The organism is Sphingobium amiense, assembly GCF_003967075.1.
GTDB classification, from domain to species: Bacteria; Pseudomonadota; Alphaproteobacteria; order Sphingomonadales; family Sphingomonadaceae; genus Sphingobium; species Sphingobium amiense.
Genome location: NZ_AP018664.1, coordinates 392,711 through 409,069, shown reverse-complemented (window position 1 = coordinate 409,069; position 16,359 = coordinate 392,711). Strand labels below are relative to the sequence as shown.

Sequence of the window (16,359 nt, the reverse complement as noted above, 5' to 3'; positions counted from 1 at the left end):
GCGAAGCGATGGACAGCAATTTCGTTCTCATCATGCTGCTGGTGGCGACCCTGACGGGTATCTGCGTGGTCGCTTTCGCCGGTCCTTCGCCGGAGAAAGCGCGCCGCCGCCGCGTCGCCAACATTCGCGGGCGTCACAGCGAGTCCGCTGACGCGCTGCTCGAAGCGCGGATGCGCAAGGCGATCTCGAACCGGGTCACCGGCGGCGAGGGCAAGATGCTGGTGTCGCTGGTCCCGAACCCCGAAAACCTTGCCAAGCGGCTGCGGATGACGGGCAAGAAATGGACCCTCAGCCAGTATCTGACGACCTGCGCGGGCATATTCCTGTTCGTGGTCGCGATGCTGCAACTGCGCGGCTTTCCGTTTCTGTTCGCGCTGATGTTCGGCATGGCGGCGGGTCTGGGCCTGCCGCACTGGTGGGTCGGCCGCCTCATCACCAAGCGGGTCAACGCCTTCACCGTCAAATTTCCCGACGCGCTCGACCTGCTGACGCGCGGCCTGCGCTCGGGCCTTCCCATCGCGGAAACGCTGGGCATCGTGTCGAGCGAAATTCCAGGACCGGTGGGCGAAGAGTTCAAGCTCATCACCGAACGCATCAAGATCGGCAAGACGATGGAGCAGGCGCTTCAGGAAACAGCCGACCGCCTCGGCACGCCCGAATTCCAGTTCTTCGTCATCACTTTGTCGATCCAGCGGGAAACGGGCGGCAACCTTGCCGAAACGCTGTCGAACCTTGCCAACGTCCTGCGCCAGCGCGCGCAGATGAAGCTCAAGATCCGCGCCATGTCCTCGGAATCGAAAGCGTCCGCCTATATCATCGGCGTGCTGCCGTTCCTGGTGTTCGGCATGATCTGCTACATCAACTATAACTATATGTCGCCTTTCTTCACGCCCGATCCTGCCGGCATCTTCGGTTTGAGCCTCATGCAGGTGATCGGCATCGGCGGCCTGTGCTGGATGAGCATCGGCGCTTTCATCATGGCCCAGATGGTCAATTTCGAAATCTGAGCGGCGAGAGGGAAAAAGATCATGAACGCCCCTGCGCAAGCCGGCACCCTCTTCGGGATGAACGCCACGGACTTCGGCACGCTGCTCGCCGCGCTGGCGACGCTGGCGGTGCTGTTCGCGCTCTACACGGTGATGACCGTGCGCGATCCGATGGCCCGGCGCGTCAAGGCGCTCAACGAGCGCCGCGAACAGTTGAAGGCCGGGATCACCGCCTCCACCGCCAAGCGCCGCGCCAAGCTGGTGCAGAAAAATCAGGCGACGGACCAGATGCGGTCCTTCCTCTCCAGCCTCAAGGTGCTGCAGGACGACCAGCTCAAGGACGCGCAGGTGCGCCTGGCGCAGGCCGGTATCCGGTCGAAGGATCTGGCCGTCGCCGTCATCTTCGGCCGCATGATCATGCCGATCGTCGTCGGCGGCACGGCGGCGCTGCTGCTCTACGGCATCGGTATCCAGCCCGAATGGGGACCGATGAAGCGCTTCTTCGCCTTCGCGGTTTCCCTGCTGCTCGCCTACAAGGCGCCCGACATCTTCATCAACAACAAGGTGCAGAAGCGCTCCGCCGCGATCCGCAAGGGGCTGCCCGACGCGCTCGACCTGCTCGTCATCTGCGCCGAAGCGGGCCTGACCGTCGACGCCGCCTTCAACCGCGTCTCGCGCGAACTGGGCAAGGCCTATCCCGAACTGGGCGACGAGTTCCAGCTTACCGCGATTGAACTGAGCTTCCTCACCGAACGGCGCATGGCCTTCGAAAACCTCGCCACGCGCGTGAAGCTCGATGCGATCCGCGGCGTCGTGACCACCATGATCCAGACGGAAAAATACGGCACCCCGCTCGCGTCGGCGCTGCGCGTCCTGTCCGCCGAGTTCCGTCACGAACGCATGATGCGCGCCGAGGAAAAGGCCGCCCGCCTGCCCGCGATCATGACCGTGCCGCTGATTCTCTTCATCCTGCCGGTTCTGTTCGTGGTCATTCTGGGTCCGGCGGCCTGTTCCATCTCCAAGGCTTTCTGAAAAAGCGAAGGCCGGGGCGGGCGCTGCCGTAGCGTCCGCCCGTCCCTGCCCCGCCTGCTGCGCAATTGGCGCTGGCAGGCGGGTTTTTCCGTGCCTATCTCCCTGACCAGCCACAAGGAGAAGGATCGCATGAAAAGCCTCGCCATCGCCGCTGCCACGCTGGCCGCCGCCACGGCCCTCCCCGCGCACGCCGCCCAGCCCGTCACGGGCCGCTGGGCCACCGTCGACGGCAAGGCCATCGTCCAGATCGCGCCCTGCGGCAGGCAGCTTTGCGGCCGCATCGAACGGATTGTGAAGCCCACGCCGGGCCGCCCGCAGACCGACATCAAGAACCCCGACCCCGCGCTGCGCTCCAAGCCGCTCGTGGGCCTGACGCTGCTGTCCGGTTTCGAGGATGCGGGCGAACTCTGGAAGGGCACGATCTACGACCCCGAAAGCGGCAAGAGCTACAGCTCGAAGGTCAGCCGCAATTCCGACGGCACGCTCAAGGTGCAGGGCTGCATCGCCTTCTTCTGCAAGACGCAGACGTGGACGCCGCTGCGCTGACCCGTCACGCCCGGTCGCGATAGGCGGGCAGCGCCAGCCCCCGCCAGATCGCGACCGCCCGCAGCGCAAAGCCCAGCAGCGCCGCCGCCACGCCTGCGACCGGCACGTCCAGCCCCACCCAGCGCAGCGCCACGAACGACCCGGAGGCGAAGGCCGCGGCCGTCACATAAAGCTCGGGCCGCAGCAGGATCGACGGCTCGCCCGCCAGCAGGTCGCGCAGGATGCCGCCGACGCATCCCGTGACCACGCCCATGATCCCCGAGACGAAGGGCGGCACGCCAAAGCTCATTGCCTTGGCCGCACCGAATACCGCGAAAGCCGCCAGCCCGATGGCGTCCAGCCAGTCGAGCGCCCGCTCGCTCCACCAGCGGCGCGGCGTGAACCACACGATCAGCGCCGCGCCCATGCAGGCGATGGCGGGCACGGCGTCCACCACCCAGAAGACCGGCGCACCGATCAGCAGGTCGCGCACCGTGCCGCCGCCCACGCCCGTCACCAGCGCGAAAAAGGCGAACGTCACCAGCGTCTGCCCCAGCCGCGCCGCCGCCAGCGCGCCCGACGCCGCGAATACGAAGGTGCCGACGATACTCAGCGTTTCGAGCACCGGGCCGATGGTCGTGGCGAGCGAGGGCGCGGGCGTCATCGTCGCATCACGCCGCCATCGCCCGCCCTGTCCTCACGCCGCCAGTTCCGCCTCGATCGCGGCGACCAGCGCCGGGTCGCCGGGCGCGGTCGTCGGCGCAAAGCGCGCCTTCACCGCGCCGTCCTTGCCGATCAGGAATTTCTCGAAATTCCACAGCACTTCGGGCGCATCGCCCGGCGTAATACCATAACCGACCAGCTTTTCGCGAAACGCCGCGCCCTCGCCCTGCGCGTCCGGCGCGGCGCCGGTCAGCGCGGCATAGAGCGGATGCTTGTCCGGACCCGTCACCACGATCTTTTCGAACATCGGGAAATCGACGCCGAAATTGGTGGTGCAGAATGTCGCGATCTCGTCATTGCTGCCCGGTTCCTGCGCGCCGAAATCGTTGGCGGGGAAGCCCGCGACCACCAGCCCCCGGTCGCGATAATCGGCGTAGAGCTTCTCCAGCCCCTCATATTGCGGGGTCAGCCCGCATTTCGACGCGACATTGACCACCAGCACCACCTTGCCCGCATAATCGCCAAGGCTGGCGTCGGCTCCCTTGATGGTCTTGAGCGGGATCTGCTGGATGTCGGTCATGTCTCTATCTCCGGGGAATCAGGAAAGGGCGGACCTTGGCATCAAATGGCCGCGCCGAACAGATGGCCCGCGCCCGCCGTCACTCCCATCGCCAGCGCCCCCCAGAACAGCGTGCGCAGCACCGACCGCACGGGCCGCGCTCCACCCAGCCGCGCGCCCGCATAGCCCAGCATGACGAGGCACAGCAGGCATATGCCCACGATCGCGGGAACCCCGCCGCTCCCCGGCGCCACCGCCGCCGCCAGCACCGGCGGAGTGGCCCCCGCGGCAAAGCTCGCCGCCGACGCCAGCGCCGCCTGCGCCGGCCGCGCGGTCGCGATTTCCGAAATGCCCAGCTCGTCGCGGGCATGCGCGCCCAGCGCATCGGCCGCCATCAACTGCTGCGCAACCTGCCCCGCCAGATCGGCCGACAGCCCGCGCTCGACATAGATGTCGCGCAGTTCCGCCCATTCCGCATGGGGCTGCGTCGCCAGCGCGGCCTTTTCCTTGGCAAGGTCGGCGCGTTCGGTGTCCGACTGCGCGCTGACCGACACATATTCGCCCGCCGCCATCGACATCGCGCCCGCCACCAGCGCGGCGATGCCCGACAGCAGCACCGATTGTCCGCCCGCCCCCGAAGCGGCGATGCCCGCCATCAGGCTGGCCGTCGACACGATCCCGTCATTGGCTCCCAGCACGGCGGCGCGCAGCCAGCCGATGCGGTTGACATAATGGACGGCGTGATGCGGCTGGTCGGCGGTATCGGCTATGTCCATGGCAGGCTCCTCCGGGCATCTTCTTGCCCGCCGCCCGCCGCAAAGTCGAGGAGAAGAACCTTCCCCCGCGCGCGACAAAAAAGGGCGGCCCGTCAGGACCGCCCATTTCCTTCGAACGAATCTGGTGGCGTCAGAGACCCTTGCCGCCCGTCGGCGCGATGGCGATCACCGCCGGATCGCCCGCATAGCGGTTGCCGCTGCGCGCCTTGGCGACTGCGAGTTCCACCTGCGGTCTGGCCGAAGCGAAAACCTTGCGATAGCATTCGCGCTGCGCCATGGCGTCCTGCAGAGGCGCGAAAACGCGCTGGCCGCAAATCTGGCGAACTGCCCGCGTGATGCGTTCGTTCAGCATGGCCTCACCCTCCGCATTGGCAAGGTTGAGACCGCCGAAATGCACTTCGCGCGTGACGCCCTGCGGCTCGGACGACGCGGCGAAAGCGGACGAAGCGATGGTCGCGGCAAATATGCCGGCAATGATCTTTTTCACGGGAAAATCTCCTGCGGTTGCACTTAAATGACGAATTCAAGACTATATCGTTGAATATTGTTCGTCTTGGCTACCCAGGCGGCCCCTTTACTTATCCAGAGTATTTTGTCCACATAAAATAATATTTCTCTTTTGTTAAACAGCGATATTTTCCGCCATTATATTATACATCAGTAAGATTATATTTTCACACTCGAAATATTATTCGCCGATCCCGCCATTTTTCAGCGCCTTGCAGAACCGGCGCCGCATGGGCAGACTGCGCCCGCATTGCCAGCCCGCTTGCGGGGCGAGGTAAAAAATGGAGGGAAAAGCCCATGCCTGCCGGTCTCACGCTCTACACCAACCCCATGTCGCGGGGTCAGATCGCCCGCTGGATGCTCGAAGAGGTCGGCCAGCCCTATGAGACCGTCCTGCTCGACTATGAAGGCGCGATGAAGTCGGCGGACTATCGCGCGATCAATCCGATGGGCAAGGTGCCCACGGTCGTGCATGGCGGCCATGTCGTCACCGAATGCGCCGCGATCTGCGCCTATCTCGCCGACGCCTTTGCCGACGCGGGCCTCGCCCCGCCGCTCGACCGGCGGCACGATTATTATCGCTGGCTCTTCTTCGCCGCCGGGCCGGTGGAAGCCGCCGTCACCAACCGCGCGCTCGGCTTCGTCGTGCCGGAGGGGCGTGAGCGGATGGCGGGCTATGGCAGTTTCGACGACGCCGTCGCCACGCTGGAAAAGGCGGTCTCGGGCGACGCTTGGATCTGCGGCGAACAGTTTACCGCCGCCGATGTCTATGTCGGCGCGCAGGTGGACTGGGGTCTCAGCTTCAGATCCATCCCCACCAGCCCCGCCTTCGAAGCCTATGCCGCCCGCCTGCGCGAGCGCCCTGCCTACAAACGGCAGAAGGAACTGGATAACGCCCTTATCGCGAAAATGCAGGCGAAGGGCTGACGCTTCCGCCCCACAAAGCAAAAGGCCCGGCGGATCGCTCCGCCGGGCCTTTCCTGTCTCGCTATGCTGCGATTAGCGGCGGTCGCCGAACAGCCGCAGCAGGAACAGGAACATGTTGATGAAGTCGAGATAGAGGTTCAGCGCCCCCATCACCACCGACTTGCCCATCATGTCCGTGCCCGCGACATGCGCATAGATGCTCTTGATCTTCTGCGTGTCATAGGCGGTCAGCCCCGCGAAGAGCAGGACGCCGACGCCGCTGATGACCAGATCCATCGCGCTCGACTTCAGGAACAGGTTGATGAGGCTCGCCACCAGAAGGCCCACGACGCCCATGATGAGGAACGTGCCGAAGCCCGACAGATCCTTCTTCGTCGTATAGCCCCAGAGGCTGAGGCCCGCGAACGCCGCCGCCGTCGCGAAGAAGGTCTGCGCGATCGATACGCCGGTATAGGCGAGGAAGATGTAGGACAGCGAAACGCCCATCACCGCCGCATAAGCCCAGTAGAGCGCCTGCGCCGCAAAGGTCGACAGCCGGCTGATACCGAAACTCAGCACCATCACGAACGCCAGCGGCGCGAACATCACGATATATTTGAGGATGCCGGGACCGGCGAACACGCTGTAGGCAAGCCCGCTCGATGCGAACAGCAGAGCGACGATGCCGGTCAGCAGCACGCCGCTCGCCATATAATTATAGACCGACAGCATATAGCGGCGCAGCCCGGCGTCGAACGCCTCGCCGCGCGCGGCGGTTGCCCCGCCAAAACCCGCAATGCGGGTTTGTGTGCCGGGACGGGGATCGGACCAGTTGGCCATGAAATTCATCTCCTTTGCCGGCATGTCCGCCGGTCCCCATAGTATCGGCCTATCCGGCCTCAACTTCAAGAGTAAGCCGTGTTGCTGAATTATGACAATGTGCTAATATATGGCAGCGGCGCGCGATGCGGCCTATGCCCATCCCATGCACCGCCTGTTCGTCGCTATCCGCCCGCCTGCCGCGCTGCGCAGCCAGTTGCTCGACCTGATGGAAGGGGTCGAGGGCGCGCGCTGGCAGGATGACGATCAACTTCACCTGACGCTGCGCTTCATCGGCGAAGTCGACCGGCGCATGGCCGAAGACATCGCCGCCGCGCTCACCGCCATCCGCTTTACGTCCTTCGACGCACAGATCCACGGCGTCGGCGCGTTCGACCGCAAAGGTGTGGTCGACACTCTGTGGGCGGGCGTCCAGCCGCGCGATCCGCTCGCGCATCTCCACCGCAAGATCGACCGCGCCTGCGTGGCGCTCGGCCTCGCGCCCGAAGGCCGCGCTTACCTGCCGCATATCACCCTCGCCCGCTTCGGGCGCGGCGGCGCTGTGGTCGATCCCTTCCTTGTCCGCCACGCCGCCCTGTCGAGCGCACCATTCCGTGTCGACCGTTTCACCCTGTTCGAAAGCCATGTCGGCCACGCCGGCGCCCGCTACGAAGCGGTCGCCGACTATCGCCGCGATTCCCGGTCCTGAGCCTCGCTCAGCCTGCGGCCAGAACGCCGCACGCGACCCGGCCCCCGGCATTGCCCGCCGGATCGCTCACATTGTCGTCGGGCTGGGCGTGCACCACGATGGCCGCTCCGTCCGCGTCCAGCAGCGGCGTCGCGCCGCCGGAAATCGCGCCGCTCGGAACATGATATTCGATGGAGCCGGTGCCGTCCGCCGCAACCGTCATATTGGGCATATCGCCCATGTGCATGCCGTCCGGATTGTCCTTGCCATGCTTGCGGCCGGTGGGGTTCCAGTGGCCGCCCGCGCTCGTGAAGTCGGGGCCGACGCACTGGCCGGTGGTGTGGATGTGCACCGCATGGATGCCGGGCGTGAGGCCCGTCGCCTTCACCACGACATGCAGCCCGTCACCGGCCTGCGTCACGGTCGCCGTCCCGCGCGCGCTGCCGTCGCCCGCAGCGAGCTTTGCGGTCGCCATCGGCGCCGCCTTGGTCTGGGCGGCGGTGGCGCATCCCGCGATGGCGAGGCCGAGGGGAAGAGTGGCGGCGAGCAGCAAACGGGTCATGGCAGGCTCCGGGATTGATGGGGGTGCTGGGGGAACGCAAAGGCTGATCTTTTGTTGCGCCCCCGGCTCCGTTTGGCAAGCGGGACCGGAAGGAACCGTCTGCCGCACAGGCGCGGGCGTTCTGCTACCGACGCCGCCGCGCCGCATTCTCCTCACCCCCTCCGCCTTCGCCGGACAAAGAAAAAGGGGCCGGTCGGATGACCAGCCCCTCTTCTGTTCCATCCCGAAGGACGGAAACCGGCTTACATGCCCGCGCCGGGGCCGTAGCTGATTTCCACGCGACGGTTCTGGACTTCGCGAACGCCATCGGCGGTTTCGACGCGAGGACGTGATTCACCGAACGCCTGGGTGGTCATCACGCCGTCAGGGATACCCTTCGAGGCGAGATAGGCCTTGACCGCATCGGCGCGGCGCTGGGACAGGCCGACGTTGTAGGAGGCCGAACCCGACTTGTCCGCGTGACCCGCCAGCATGACCTGGGCGCTGCCGCAGCTGCTGTAGGCCGAAACCGCGTTGTCCAGAATGGTGGCGGCGTCAGGCGTAATGTCCGACTTGTCCCATTCGAAGAACACGATGTACGGTCCGGGGTTGCACTCTGCCACCGGCGGCGGCGGAGGCGGCGGGGGCGGCGGAGGCGGCGGGGGCGGCGGGGGCGGCGGAGGAGCCGCTTCAGCCGGAGCGCCGAAGTTGTAGGTCAGGCCGAGCAGGACGCTGTGCGTGCGCAGCTTGGTGTCCACGCTCGAACCGGCGGGGCCACCGATGGTGGTGTAGGCCGGGATCAGCTTGATGTCGTCCTGGTTGAAGAAGCGATACTTCAGCGAGACGTCGACATTCGAGCCGAGCGGGTAGCGAACGCCCGCGATCGCCTGCCAGGCGAAGCCGGTGTCGCTGTCGTTGACCAGATCGTTGGCCAGCTTGCCGCGCGACACGCCGACGCCGCCGCCGACAAAGCCCTGCAGGCCGTCATCGGGACCGAAGTCGAGCAGGCCGTTCAGCATGAACGACAGGGCCGAGGCCGCGCCGCCGAAGCCGCTCTGGTCGAGGTCGACCTTGGCGCGCTTGTAGGCCGCTTCGGCTTCCAGACGGAAACCGCCGAAATCGTAGCCGATATTGGCGTCGAAATCATAGCCCTTGTGGTAGTCAACACCCGAAACGGTGTTGCTGGCCGCACCGGCGTTGCCGGGGGTGAAGGTGATGTCCTGATCTTCAACGATCAGACCGCCGGCGTCGACGCCGACATACCAGCTATTGTCGCGTGCCATGGCCGGGGTGGCCAAAACACTGGTCGCAAGCGCAGCCGCGAGGGCAAGCTTCCGCATCTGAATTCCCCTTTCAAGAGTGTCACGAAGGACTGCTGAAACCCTCTATCGGGTAGAAAGTTTCATGGCAAGTCCACATTTAGTGAAACCGTTGCAAAAATAACGCACTAAGCCGACTATCAAGTGGCCGACAGGCTATATCGTCACGATCCGGTAATATTCAAGCTACCCCTCAAACAAATACCCGATGATGCCCAAATATCACGGTACGATCAGCCCGTGGGAACGCAGTGCCTCCAGAATGGCGGCAATGGTCGCGCGGCTTTCCGCATCGACGACAGCGCCGCCCGCCGGATCGCCGATCGCATCCTGACGTTCCGCCACCACGCGATTGCCGCCGAGATACAGGCCATCGTCATGAACCGCGCCTTCCCGCCACTGTGCACCGTCATGAAAAAGCGCGACATTCCGGTCGATGACCCACAAGTTCAACCCCGCGCGCGGCGTGATGAAGCGCCACCCCCCCTCGCTCGCCACCGCGACGGCCCCGTCTTTTCCGGCCCATTCGCCACTTGCCCCCGCCGCCACGATCCAGCATCGCCCCGGTTCCGCGTCGACCGGCGGAACCGCCAGATCCGCGCTCTCCACCGCCCCGTGCAGCAGCGCGTCGGCCAATGTCAGCGCTTCGTTGTGGAACAATTCCTTCTGCGCCTGCCCCGCAAACAGCAGCGGCAGCGCCCAGCGCGATGTTGCGTCCATCATCCGTTCCTTCCTCTTATACCGTGATCGCGATCCGGGCCGCCCGCCCGGTCGCATGGGTGCCGATCTGCGCCACCTCGACGGTCAGCGCCGCTCCGGCGCTCCCGTCCGCCGCAATGGCCGCCGTATCATAGGTCCACGCCGGAACCGCCGTTTCTGCCGCCCGCACGAGCCGCGCGCCGTCCATCAGCCGCACCGCATAGCGCTCGGCCTCCTCGGCCAGCGGCACGTCGCTCCCGCTGCTCCAGCGCCATCCCGCCCGGCTCCGCCGCACCCAGCGCAGCGCCACGCCGCCGCTTTCCGCCCGCGCCGTCAGATGCACCGGCGCAGGCGGGATCAGCGCCTCGCCCGCGACCGTCATGACGGCCTCCACAGGCTCCACATCCCCCAGCCCCAGCGCCGCCACGCGCAGCGCCGCGCCCGGTTCCACGCTCTGCCCCGCGAAACCCAGCGGATCGGCCAGCCTTTCCTCCTCGACCGGCAGGAAAGGCTCGCCCGCCTCATGCGCGCCGCACGCCCACTCCGTCCCGCGCAGCCCGCGCCGCAAACCCGTCAGCCGCCACTGCCGCGTCCCGGTCCGCACCGCGCTCTCGAACTGGATCAACTCGCGCCCCACCAGACAGAGGTTCCGCCCCTGCCCCAGCATCGCCTCGTCCGCGGGTGAAAGCGCTATGTCCTCCGCCAGCAGGGTCACGTCCAGCACCGCCCGCCGGTCCACCAGCGTGACGCTCCCCGGAGCCAGCGCCGCGTCGGTAACGCCCATCACCGCCCGCCCCGCGCTGCGCCCCGCCGGGACCGCCTCGCCGCTCGCGCCCATCACGAACAGCGCCGCGCTGCGCCAGCCCGCCCCGCCGCTCGCCGCCGCGACGATCAGCGGCGCGCTCGCCACCCCCTCGCGCAGCGGCGGCAGGTCGGCCAGCATCAGGCTCGTTGCTCCGTGCGGCGCATCCACCTGCCGCACGATGGCCCCGCCCGAGGCGCCCGGCGGCATCGCTCCGCCAGCGCCCGGCACCCGCCGCAGCGACAGGCGCACCGCCATCGCTTCCCATTCGCGCTCCTCGATCCGCCAAAGCCCCGGCACGCCCGCCACAGTCACAATTTCGCCCGGCTCCTGCGCCAGCGCCTCCCAGCCGCAGCGCAGCTCCATCCGCGCCCGCCCGCTCCACGCCGCATGGAGCCGCGCTGCCGCCAGCGCCCGCGCCGCGTCCGCGCTCATCGCTTCGGGCAGGTCGATGCCCTGCTCCTGCCGCCCCGCTCCTGCCCGCACCACGCGCTGCACGCCGGTTTGATAATCGCGCGCGGCGTCATAATGGCGCAGGCTGAGCGCGACCGGCACACCGTCCGCCGCCCCGCCCGACCGCTGTTGCGGATCGACGCCGCGCCCGTTGACCCGCGCCAGCAGCCCGCCCGCGCCGATCTCTCCGTCCGCCGCCTCCGCCGCCGCGACCAGCCGCAACCCCGCTTCCCCGCCCGCCAGCGCCAGTCCCCGCGCCTCGATCATCGGCATCAGCGCCTCGCGCACGTCCGGCCCGCCCGCGGCATAGCCCGCAACCAGACCCAGTCCGCTTCCGCCCAGCAGCCCGCCGCTCGCCTCGCGCGCCACCTGCTCCATCGGCACCGGCCCCGCGTCCGCCTCCACTTCGAAGGTCAGGGACGGGATGCGGTTGCCATAATCGGCCAGCGCCAGATCCTCGAACAGCACATAGGCGATCCCCCGATGCGCGGGCGCCTGCCCCGCCCCCACCGCCGAAGAGATCAGCGGATCGGCCGCCTGCCCCTCACCGCCATGATGTACGCGGAAAGCCGAAAGCTCGGTCTTGAAGTCCCCCGCCGCCCCGCGCAGCAGATTGCCGTCCGCCCAGATGCGTCGGATCGCCCGGATCGGCCGCGCCGACAGCGCGACTGCGAAGCTCGCCGAATAGCTGTATGTCGTGACTCTCCCGCGCCCCTTCCCCGCGCTCTCTTTCTTGCGCGTTTCCTTAAGGTCGGTCGCCCAGATCACCGTGCCCGCGACCCGCATCGTGCCGAAAATCTTCGGCACCTGCGTTCCATAGGTTGATGTCTGCACCTGAAGCTCGGCCAGCCGCCGCCCCTCGCGCCCCTTGGGGCGGAACAGCACCGCATGGTCGAACGCATTGCCGACCAGAGCGCCGATCGCGCCTCCGATCGGCCCGCCCAGCGCCCTCCCCACCGCCGTAAGCACCATCGTCGCCATGCCTGTCTCCCCTTATATTCGCCACCAGCCGAGCACAGGCCAGAGCGGCGCGCCCGGCGTCTCCACCACACGGCCCAGTCCCGCATGGGCGTGGACGAAGCCGGTATCCGTCGCGATCATCAGGTGGAGTTGCATCGGCCCCGGCCGCACCAGCGCCACATCGCCCGCCGCGCCTACCGCTACCGCGCGCAGCCCGGCCTCCCGCAACCAGCGCTCCGCCCGCGCCGCATCGCCGCTGCGCAGGCCATAGGCGCAGGGCGCATCCCGCCCCGTCGCCACCGCCGCCAGCCCCACGCAGTCGATCCCGTCGCGCCCGCGTCCGTGCAGCCGGAACGGCGCGCCGATCAAGGCCCGCGCCGCCGCCACGATCTCCGCGCCGCTCACGCGCCGGGGTATCGCGTCAGAAGGTCCATGCCCGGCAGATAAGGCTCGCCGCGAAAATTCACCGCATTGCCGAACCGCGCCGCGCAGGTCGCCAATTGCCGGTCGCACCCCTGCGTCAGCAGCGCCAGCGTCCCCGCCTCCACCGCAAAGCCGGGCGGATCGGCCAGCGTCAGCCCGTCGGCATCATTGTCCGCCACCGCCTGACACATCCCCGCATTCGCCCCGGTCAGCCAGCGCAGCGTGCCGAAGGCATAAACCCCCGGCGCAAGGCCGCTCGCGGCCACCCGCGCATCCTCCACGCCCGCCACCGTGACGATCCGCCGCCTTCCCGCCATATCGACGCGGCACTTGCCGTCGCCCAGCGTCGCGCGGCAATCGGGCGAAGTGGATGGCGCAACCGGCTCCCCCAGCGCCGCCGCGCCGATCAGCTCCGCCGTGAACGCCGCGCCCGTCCGCGCCACCGCGCCGATCTCGCCCCGCGCCAGCAGCAGCCACAGATCGCCCGGCGCCTCCCACTGCGTCAGCCGCAGTTCCAGCGCCGCTCCGTCCCATCGCCCCGCCATCAGGTCGCGCTCGCTGATCGCGTCGCTGGTAAGCGCGCCCGCTATGTCGCTGTCCTCCCCCTCCATACCGATGCCGCTGCGCACCGCGCCCGGCGTCATGCCCGGCGCGGCGCGATAAAGCAGCCCGCCGATCTCCAGATCACGGTCGTGGCTGGTCAGCCCGATCGTCACCCCGTCCCGCCGCTCGATCCGCCAGCAGAAGGCCAGCGTCACCAGCGGCTGCGCCAATGTCTCCGCCGCGCTCATTCGCGGATCTCCACCAGCGGCACCGAAGGCGCTTCCCCGGCCGCAAAGGTCGCGCGGTTGATCTCCAGCCGGTCCTCGGCGAAACGCACCGGCACGTCGAAGCGATAGCCCGCCGTCAGCACCGCGCCCGCCGCCGGAGCCACATCGAACGCGATCACGCCCATCCCCGCATGGCTCCACCCGCTCGTCAGTTCCGCGCCATCGACAGCGACCCGGATGCTCCCCGCCACCGGCCGCGTGATCCGGCGGCCCTGCGCCTCATCCCCCTCGCCATAATGGCGCATCAGCGGAAATTCGGCGCGCACCCCGTCGCCCGTCCCGAGCCGCTGGTCGATGGGCGAAGGCGCGACCCCCGGCGCGCCGCTCCGGTCGTCATAGGGATCGGTAAAGCGGAACCCCCGCGCCGCGCCTCTCCTCGCCCGGAAAAATGCGATCAGCCGCGCCATGTCGCCCTCCGACCGGACCCCCGGCCCCGCGTCGAAGGACAGCCGCGCGTCCGCCCAGTCGCTACTGCGCCGCTCATGCCCGCTCACGCTCTCGACCACCTGTGTCGAAAAGGCGGGCGACACGCTCGCCTCCCGCCCGATGCCGAGCGGAAAGAGCACATCGTCAAAGGCCTGCATCTCATCCTCCCCATCGATTCTGAAGGCAGTGAAGCCGTCGCGGCACACCTGCGGCAGCGCCCAGACGAAGGTCGCCGCCGTGCCCCGCGCCACCGAAGCCCGCGCCGCCGCCGCGATTCTCCGCCACTGGCCCGCCTGTTCCGGCAGCAGCACGAAGCCTGCCAGATAATGTTGTTCCGCCACCGGATAGCCGAGCCGCTCCGTCGCCAGCGCCACGCCCCGCGCGGTGAGATGGGGCCGCCCCTCCGTCACCCAGTCATAATCTTCCAGTTGCAGCACATCGAAGGCAGGCGACGCCCACCCCACCGGCATGTTCGCCCGCTTGGCTTCCGGCGCGCGCGGGTCGAGGACGGTCGGCAGATAGGCGAGCAAATGCGTCACCGCCCCCGGCGCGATCCCCTTCACATGCGCGCACAGCGCCGCGGTCGATGCCGCGAGCAAAGCCCCCGCCGCATCCAGCAGCGCGGTCTGCGCCGCGTCCAGTTCGCCCCAGACGCTCGGCACCGACACCGGACTCCCGCCCAGCGCCGCCCTTGCCGCATCGTCATAGAGGCAGATGCGCCCGTCGCCCGGCATCACCCACCACCATGGCTCGCCGACCTGAAACAGGATCGGCAGACCGGCCTCCAACCCGATGGAAACAAAGGCACCCGCCACCGCCTTGAGATAACTCATCGCCCCGTCATGTGCGGGCGACAGCAGGGTAGATGGCGGTTCCCACCCCGTCAGCGCCGGGTCGCCATTTTCCGCCCGCTGCTTCCAGTCGCCCCAGCAATGCGCGTCGAACAGCTCGTAGGACAGCGACCAGATGACCCCCATCCCCATCGCCTTCGCGCGCGCCGCGAAGTCCCGGTGCCACGCCGCGCACGGCGCATTCAGCACCCCGCCCGCAAGGCTGACGAACAGCCCGCTTGCCGCCCGCTCCAGCCGGAAATAATGGCTCATCCCGACATAATGGTTGATCGCCCCGCGATAGCCGAGCGCGTGGATCGCCTCGACGATGCGCTGCGGCGTCTGGTTGAACGCATCGTCATAGCCCGTCGCCATCGACAGCCCATGTTCGGGCAGCATCGCGTCGCCCACCGCGATCACCGATCCCGCTCCGTCGCACCGGATCGCGCTCATTTCCGCCCATCCCTCGACGGCGGCGGGAAAGGCGGTGTCGCCCTCATCATAGCCTGGCGGCACCAGCGACAGGAACATCCGGTCGATATCCCCCGCCCACACCGGATCCGCATCCTCGGGCAATCGGTATCCGCCCTTCAGGTCGGCAAAATCCAGCGTGATGACAGCATCTTCCGGCCCGCCGTTCGCATAGTTCCACAGCCGCACATACCAGGCGCGCGGGTTCCCGCTTTCGTCCCGCCCCTCGATCGTCAGCGTCGGCCCGTGCGTCTGGTCGAGCCTGCGCACGCCGCCCGACCGCCAGCGGAAAGACAGCACGCAGTCCCGAAAATCCCGCGCGGTTTCATAGGCAAGCAGCGGGTGGCTCCATCGGTCCTCCGCTTCCCAGATCAGCCCGGCCAGATCGCCCGACCCGTAAAACACCGCGTCCATGCGGAGAGCATCGGGCGCGGTCGTCACCACGCTCGCCATCATCGGGCGCGGGAAATTGACGGTCCAGTGGCTCGCGGCAAAGCGCTTCATGAAGCGCGCCTCCTGCCCCCGCCGCGCGTCGGCCAGCCAGTAATCGAGGCCGCTCATTGCAACGCTCCCCTCACCGCCCGCGCCACCTGCCGCGCGCTCCGCCCCAGCAGCCGCGCCTCGCTTTCCCCGCCGCGCGCGCTGACGGCGATATTCACCCGCACGTCCCGCGCGCCGCCGGCAGCGCCCGTCTGCACCTGCCCGCTCGCCGTCGGCACGAAGACCTCCGGTCCCCGCTCGCCTACCAGATAGGCGCGCCCCGGCGTCACCGGCCCGCCCGTCGCCCGTCCCGGCAGCCCCAGAGCGCCCGTCAGCAGCGACGCGCCCAGACTCACCAGCCCGCCGCCTCCACCGCCGCCCAGCGCGCCGATGCCGCCCTTCAGCGCGCTCGCCGCGATGGAATCGAGCACCCCGATGGCGATCCGCCGCAGATCGTCGAACCCGAACTTGCCTGTCCTGACGGCGCGCAGCAGCCCGCTCTCGATCCGCCGCGCCGCCCGCTCCGCTCCTTCCGCCAGCGGCCCTTCCATCCCCGCGCGCATCGCATCCACGTCGCGCGCCAGCCCCGCCGTATCGGCGCGCACCCGCACCACCAGCGTCTCGATTTCTTCATCCATGAAATAAGGCCTCCCGCCCTGAATAG

18 protein-coding genes are annotated in these 16,359 nt (G+C 68.1%); 5 read left to right on the top strand and 13 right to left on the bottom strand.

Going from position 1 to position 16,359, the window contains the following annotated elements; all coding sequences use genetic code 11:
• Positions 1–8 precede the first annotated feature (8 nt).
• From SAMIE_RS01915 to SAMIE_RS01905, 3 genes are all read left to right on the top strand, one after another.
• The gene (locus SAMIE_RS01915; RefSeq protein WP_066698253.1) at positions 9–1,007 is read left to right on the top strand and encodes a type II secretion system F family protein; all 999 of its coding nucleotides are present in this window, start codon (positions 9–11) and stop codon (positions 1,005–1,007) included.
• Positions 1,008–1,028: 21 nt separating this feature from the next.
• Entirely contained in the window at positions 1,029–2,018 is a 990-nt protein-coding gene (locus SAMIE_RS01910) for a type II secretion system F family protein (RefSeq protein ID WP_066698255.1), read from the top strand.
• A 129-nt stretch (positions 2,019–2,147) separates the two neighbouring features.
• Entirely contained in the window at positions 2,148–2,564 is a 417-nt protein-coding gene (locus tag SAMIE_RS01905) for a DUF2147 domain-containing protein (protein WP_066698258.1), read from the top strand.
• A 4-nt stretch (positions 2,565–2,568) separates the two neighbouring features.
• Here the strand turns inward: SAMIE_RS01905 and SAMIE_RS01900 are convergent, their stop codons facing one another.
• From SAMIE_RS01900 to SAMIE_RS01885, 4 genes are all read right to left on the bottom strand, one after another.
• Positions 2,569–3,207 carry a trimeric intracellular cation channel family protein gene (locus SAMIE_RS01900; protein ID WP_066698260.1) on the bottom strand — a complete coding sequence of 213 codons (639 nt, stop codon included), beginning with the start codon at positions 3,205–3,207 and terminating at the stop codon, positions 2,569–2,571.
• A gap of 33 nt (positions 3,208–3,240) precedes the next feature.
• Complete coding sequence (locus SAMIE_RS01895) at positions 3,241–3,786, bottom strand: glutathione peroxidase (RefSeq protein WP_066698263.1); 546 nt, start codon at positions 3,784–3,786, stop codon at positions 3,241–3,243.
• A 41-nt stretch (positions 3,787–3,827) separates the two neighbouring features.
• Positions 3,828–4,541, bottom strand: a complete 714-nt coding sequence (locus SAMIE_RS01890) for a VIT1/CCC1 transporter family protein (protein WP_066698264.1) — start codon at positions 4,539–4,541, stop codon at positions 3,828–3,830.
• A 130-nt stretch (positions 4,542–4,671) separates the two neighbouring features.
• Entirely contained in the window at positions 4,672–5,028 is a 357-nt protein-coding gene (locus SAMIE_RS01885) for a UrcA family protein (protein ID WP_066698267.1), read from the bottom strand.
• 317 nt (positions 5,029–5,345) lie between these two features.
• On the opposite strand from SAMIE_RS01885, the gene SAMIE_RS01880 reads away from it, so the two are divergent.
• The gene (locus tag SAMIE_RS01880) at positions 5,346–5,975 is read left to right on the top strand and encodes a glutathione S-transferase family protein (protein WP_066698269.1); all 630 of its coding nucleotides are present in this window, start codon (positions 5,346–5,348) and stop codon (positions 5,973–5,975) included.
• A gap of 72 nt (positions 5,976–6,047) precedes the next feature.
• On the opposite strand, the gene SAMIE_RS01875 is transcribed toward SAMIE_RS01880, so the two are convergent.
• The gene (locus SAMIE_RS01875) at positions 6,048–6,794 is read right to left on the bottom strand and encodes a Bax inhibitor-1/YccA family protein (RefSeq protein WP_066698392.1); all 747 of its coding nucleotides are present in this window, start codon (positions 6,792–6,794) and stop codon (positions 6,048–6,050) included.
• 145 nt (positions 6,795–6,939) lie between these two features.
• On the opposite strand from SAMIE_RS01875, the gene thpR reads away from it, so the two are divergent.
• Positions 6,940–7,482: an RNA 2',3'-cyclic phosphodiesterase gene (gene thpR / locus SAMIE_RS01870; protein WP_066698395.1), complete on the top strand. Its 543-nt coding sequence runs from the start codon at positions 6,940–6,942 to the stop codon at positions 7,480–7,482.
• Between the two features lie 7 nt (positions 7,483–7,489).
• Here thpR and SAMIE_RS01865 read toward each other — a convergent pair whose 3' ends face one another.
• The 8 genes from SAMIE_RS01865 to SAMIE_RS01830 all read right to left on the bottom strand — a co-directional run bounded on the left by SAMIE_RS01865 (position 7,490) and on the right by SAMIE_RS01830 (position 16,333).
• The gene (locus tag SAMIE_RS01865) at positions 7,490–8,023 is read right to left on the bottom strand and encodes a superoxide dismutase family protein (RefSeq protein WP_066698271.1); all 534 of its coding nucleotides are present in this window, start codon (positions 8,021–8,023) and stop codon (positions 7,490–7,492) included.
• A 242-nt stretch (positions 8,024–8,265) separates the two neighbouring features.
• Complete coding sequence (locus tag SAMIE_RS01860) at positions 8,266–9,342, bottom strand: OmpA family protein (protein ID WP_066698274.1); 1,077 nt, start codon at positions 9,340–9,342, stop codon at positions 8,266–8,268.
• A gap of 201 nt (positions 9,343–9,543) precedes the next feature.
• Positions 9,544–10,041, bottom strand: coding sequence for a DUF2793 domain-containing protein (locus SAMIE_RS01855; protein ID WP_066698277.1), 498 nt, complete (start codon positions 10,039–10,041; stop codon positions 9,544–9,546).
• A 16-nt stretch (positions 10,042–10,057) separates the two neighbouring features.
• Positions 10,058–12,256, bottom strand: coding sequence for a phage tail protein (locus tag SAMIE_RS01850; protein ID WP_066698280.1), 2,199 nt, complete (start codon positions 12,254–12,256; stop codon positions 10,058–10,060).
• Positions 12,257–12,268: 12 nt separating this feature from the next.
• Positions 12,269–12,622 carry a C40 family peptidase gene (locus SAMIE_RS01845; protein ID WP_066698398.1) on the bottom strand — a complete coding sequence of 118 codons (354 nt, stop codon included), beginning with the start codon at positions 12,620–12,622 and terminating at the stop codon, positions 12,269–12,271.
• Between the two features lie 14 nt (positions 12,623–12,636).
• Positions 12,637–13,449 carry a DUF2163 domain-containing protein gene (locus SAMIE_RS01840; RefSeq protein ID WP_066698282.1) on the bottom strand — a complete coding sequence of 271 codons (813 nt, stop codon included), beginning with the start codon at positions 13,447–13,449 and terminating at the stop codon, positions 12,637–12,639.
• Positions 13,446–15,776, bottom strand: a complete 2,331-nt coding sequence (locus SAMIE_RS01835) for a DUF2460 domain-containing protein (protein ID WP_066698284.1) — start codon at positions 15,774–15,776, stop codon at positions 13,446–13,448. The genes SAMIE_RS01840 and SAMIE_RS01835 overlap by 4 nt, the downstream gene beginning before the upstream one ends.
• Positions 15,773–16,333, bottom strand: coding sequence for a tail tape measure protein (locus SAMIE_RS01830; protein ID WP_066698286.1), 561 nt, complete (start codon positions 16,331–16,333; stop codon positions 15,773–15,775). The genes SAMIE_RS01835 and SAMIE_RS01830 overlap by 4 nt, the downstream gene beginning before the upstream one ends.
• Positions 16,334–16,359: the final 26 nt, after the last annotated feature.

What these genes read in the sequence shown, in the direction of transcription:
- SAMIE_RS01915 (WP_066698253.1), top strand. Translation starts at nt 9, where the DNA reads ATGGACAGCAATTTCGTTCTCATCATGCTGCTGGTGGCGACCCTGACG.
- SAMIE_RS01910 (WP_066698255.1), top strand. Translation starts at nt 1,029, where the DNA reads ATGAACGCCCCTGCGCAAGCCGGCACCCTCTTCGGGATGAACGCCACG.
- SAMIE_RS01905 (WP_066698258.1), top strand. Translation starts at nt 2,148, where the DNA reads ATGAAAAGCCTCGCCATCGCCGCTGCCACGCTGGCCGCCGCCACGGCC.
- SAMIE_RS01900 (WP_066698260.1), bottom strand. Translation starts at nt 3,207, where the DNA reads ATGACGCCCGCGCCCTCGCTCGCCACGACCATCGGCCCGGTGCTCGAA.
- SAMIE_RS01895 (WP_066698263.1), bottom strand. Translation starts at nt 3,786, where the DNA reads ATGACCGACATCCAGCAGATCCCGCTCAAGACCATCAAGGGAGCCGAC.
- SAMIE_RS01890 (WP_066698264.1), bottom strand. Translation starts at nt 4,541, where the DNA reads ATGGACATAGCCGATACCGCCGACCAGCCGCATCACGCCGTCCATTAT.
- SAMIE_RS01880 (WP_066698269.1), top strand. Translation starts at nt 5,346, where the DNA reads ATGCCTGCCGGTCTCACGCTCTACACCAACCCCATGTCGCGGGGTCAG.
- SAMIE_RS01875 (WP_066698392.1), bottom strand. Translation starts at nt 6,794, where the DNA reads ATGGCCAACTGGTCCGATCCCCGTCCCGGCACACAAACCCGCATTGCG.
- thpR (WP_066698395.1), top strand. Translation starts at nt 6,940, where the DNA reads ATGCACCGCCTGTTCGTCGCTATCCGCCCGCCTGCCGCGCTGCGCAGC.
- SAMIE_RS01865 (WP_066698271.1), bottom strand. Translation starts at nt 8,023, where the DNA reads ATGACCCGTTTGCTGCTCGCCGCCACTCTTCCCCTCGGCCTCGCCATC.
- SAMIE_RS01860 (WP_066698274.1), bottom strand. Translation starts at nt 9,342, where the DNA reads ATGCGGAAGCTTGCCCTCGCGGCTGCGCTTGCGACCAGTGTTTTGGCC.
- SAMIE_RS01855 (WP_066698277.1), bottom strand. Translation starts at nt 10,041, where the DNA reads ATGGACGCAACATCGCGCTGGGCGCTGCCGCTGCTGTTTGCGGGGCAG.
- SAMIE_RS01850 (WP_066698280.1), bottom strand. Translation starts at nt 12,256, where the DNA reads ATGGCGACGATGGTGCTTACGGCGGTGGGGAGGGCGCTGGGCGGGCCG.
- SAMIE_RS01840 (WP_066698282.1), bottom strand. Translation starts at nt 13,449, where the DNA reads ATGAGCGCGGCGGAGACATTGGCGCAGCCGCTGGTGACGCTGGCCTTC.
- SAMIE_RS01835 (WP_066698284.1), bottom strand. Translation starts at nt 15,776, where the DNA reads ATGAGCGGCCTCGATTACTGGCTGGCCGACGCGCGGCGGGGGCAGGAG.
- SAMIE_RS01830 (WP_066698286.1), bottom strand. Translation starts at nt 16,333, where the DNA reads ATGGATGAAGAAATCGAGACGCTGGTGGTGCGGGTGCGCGCCGATACG.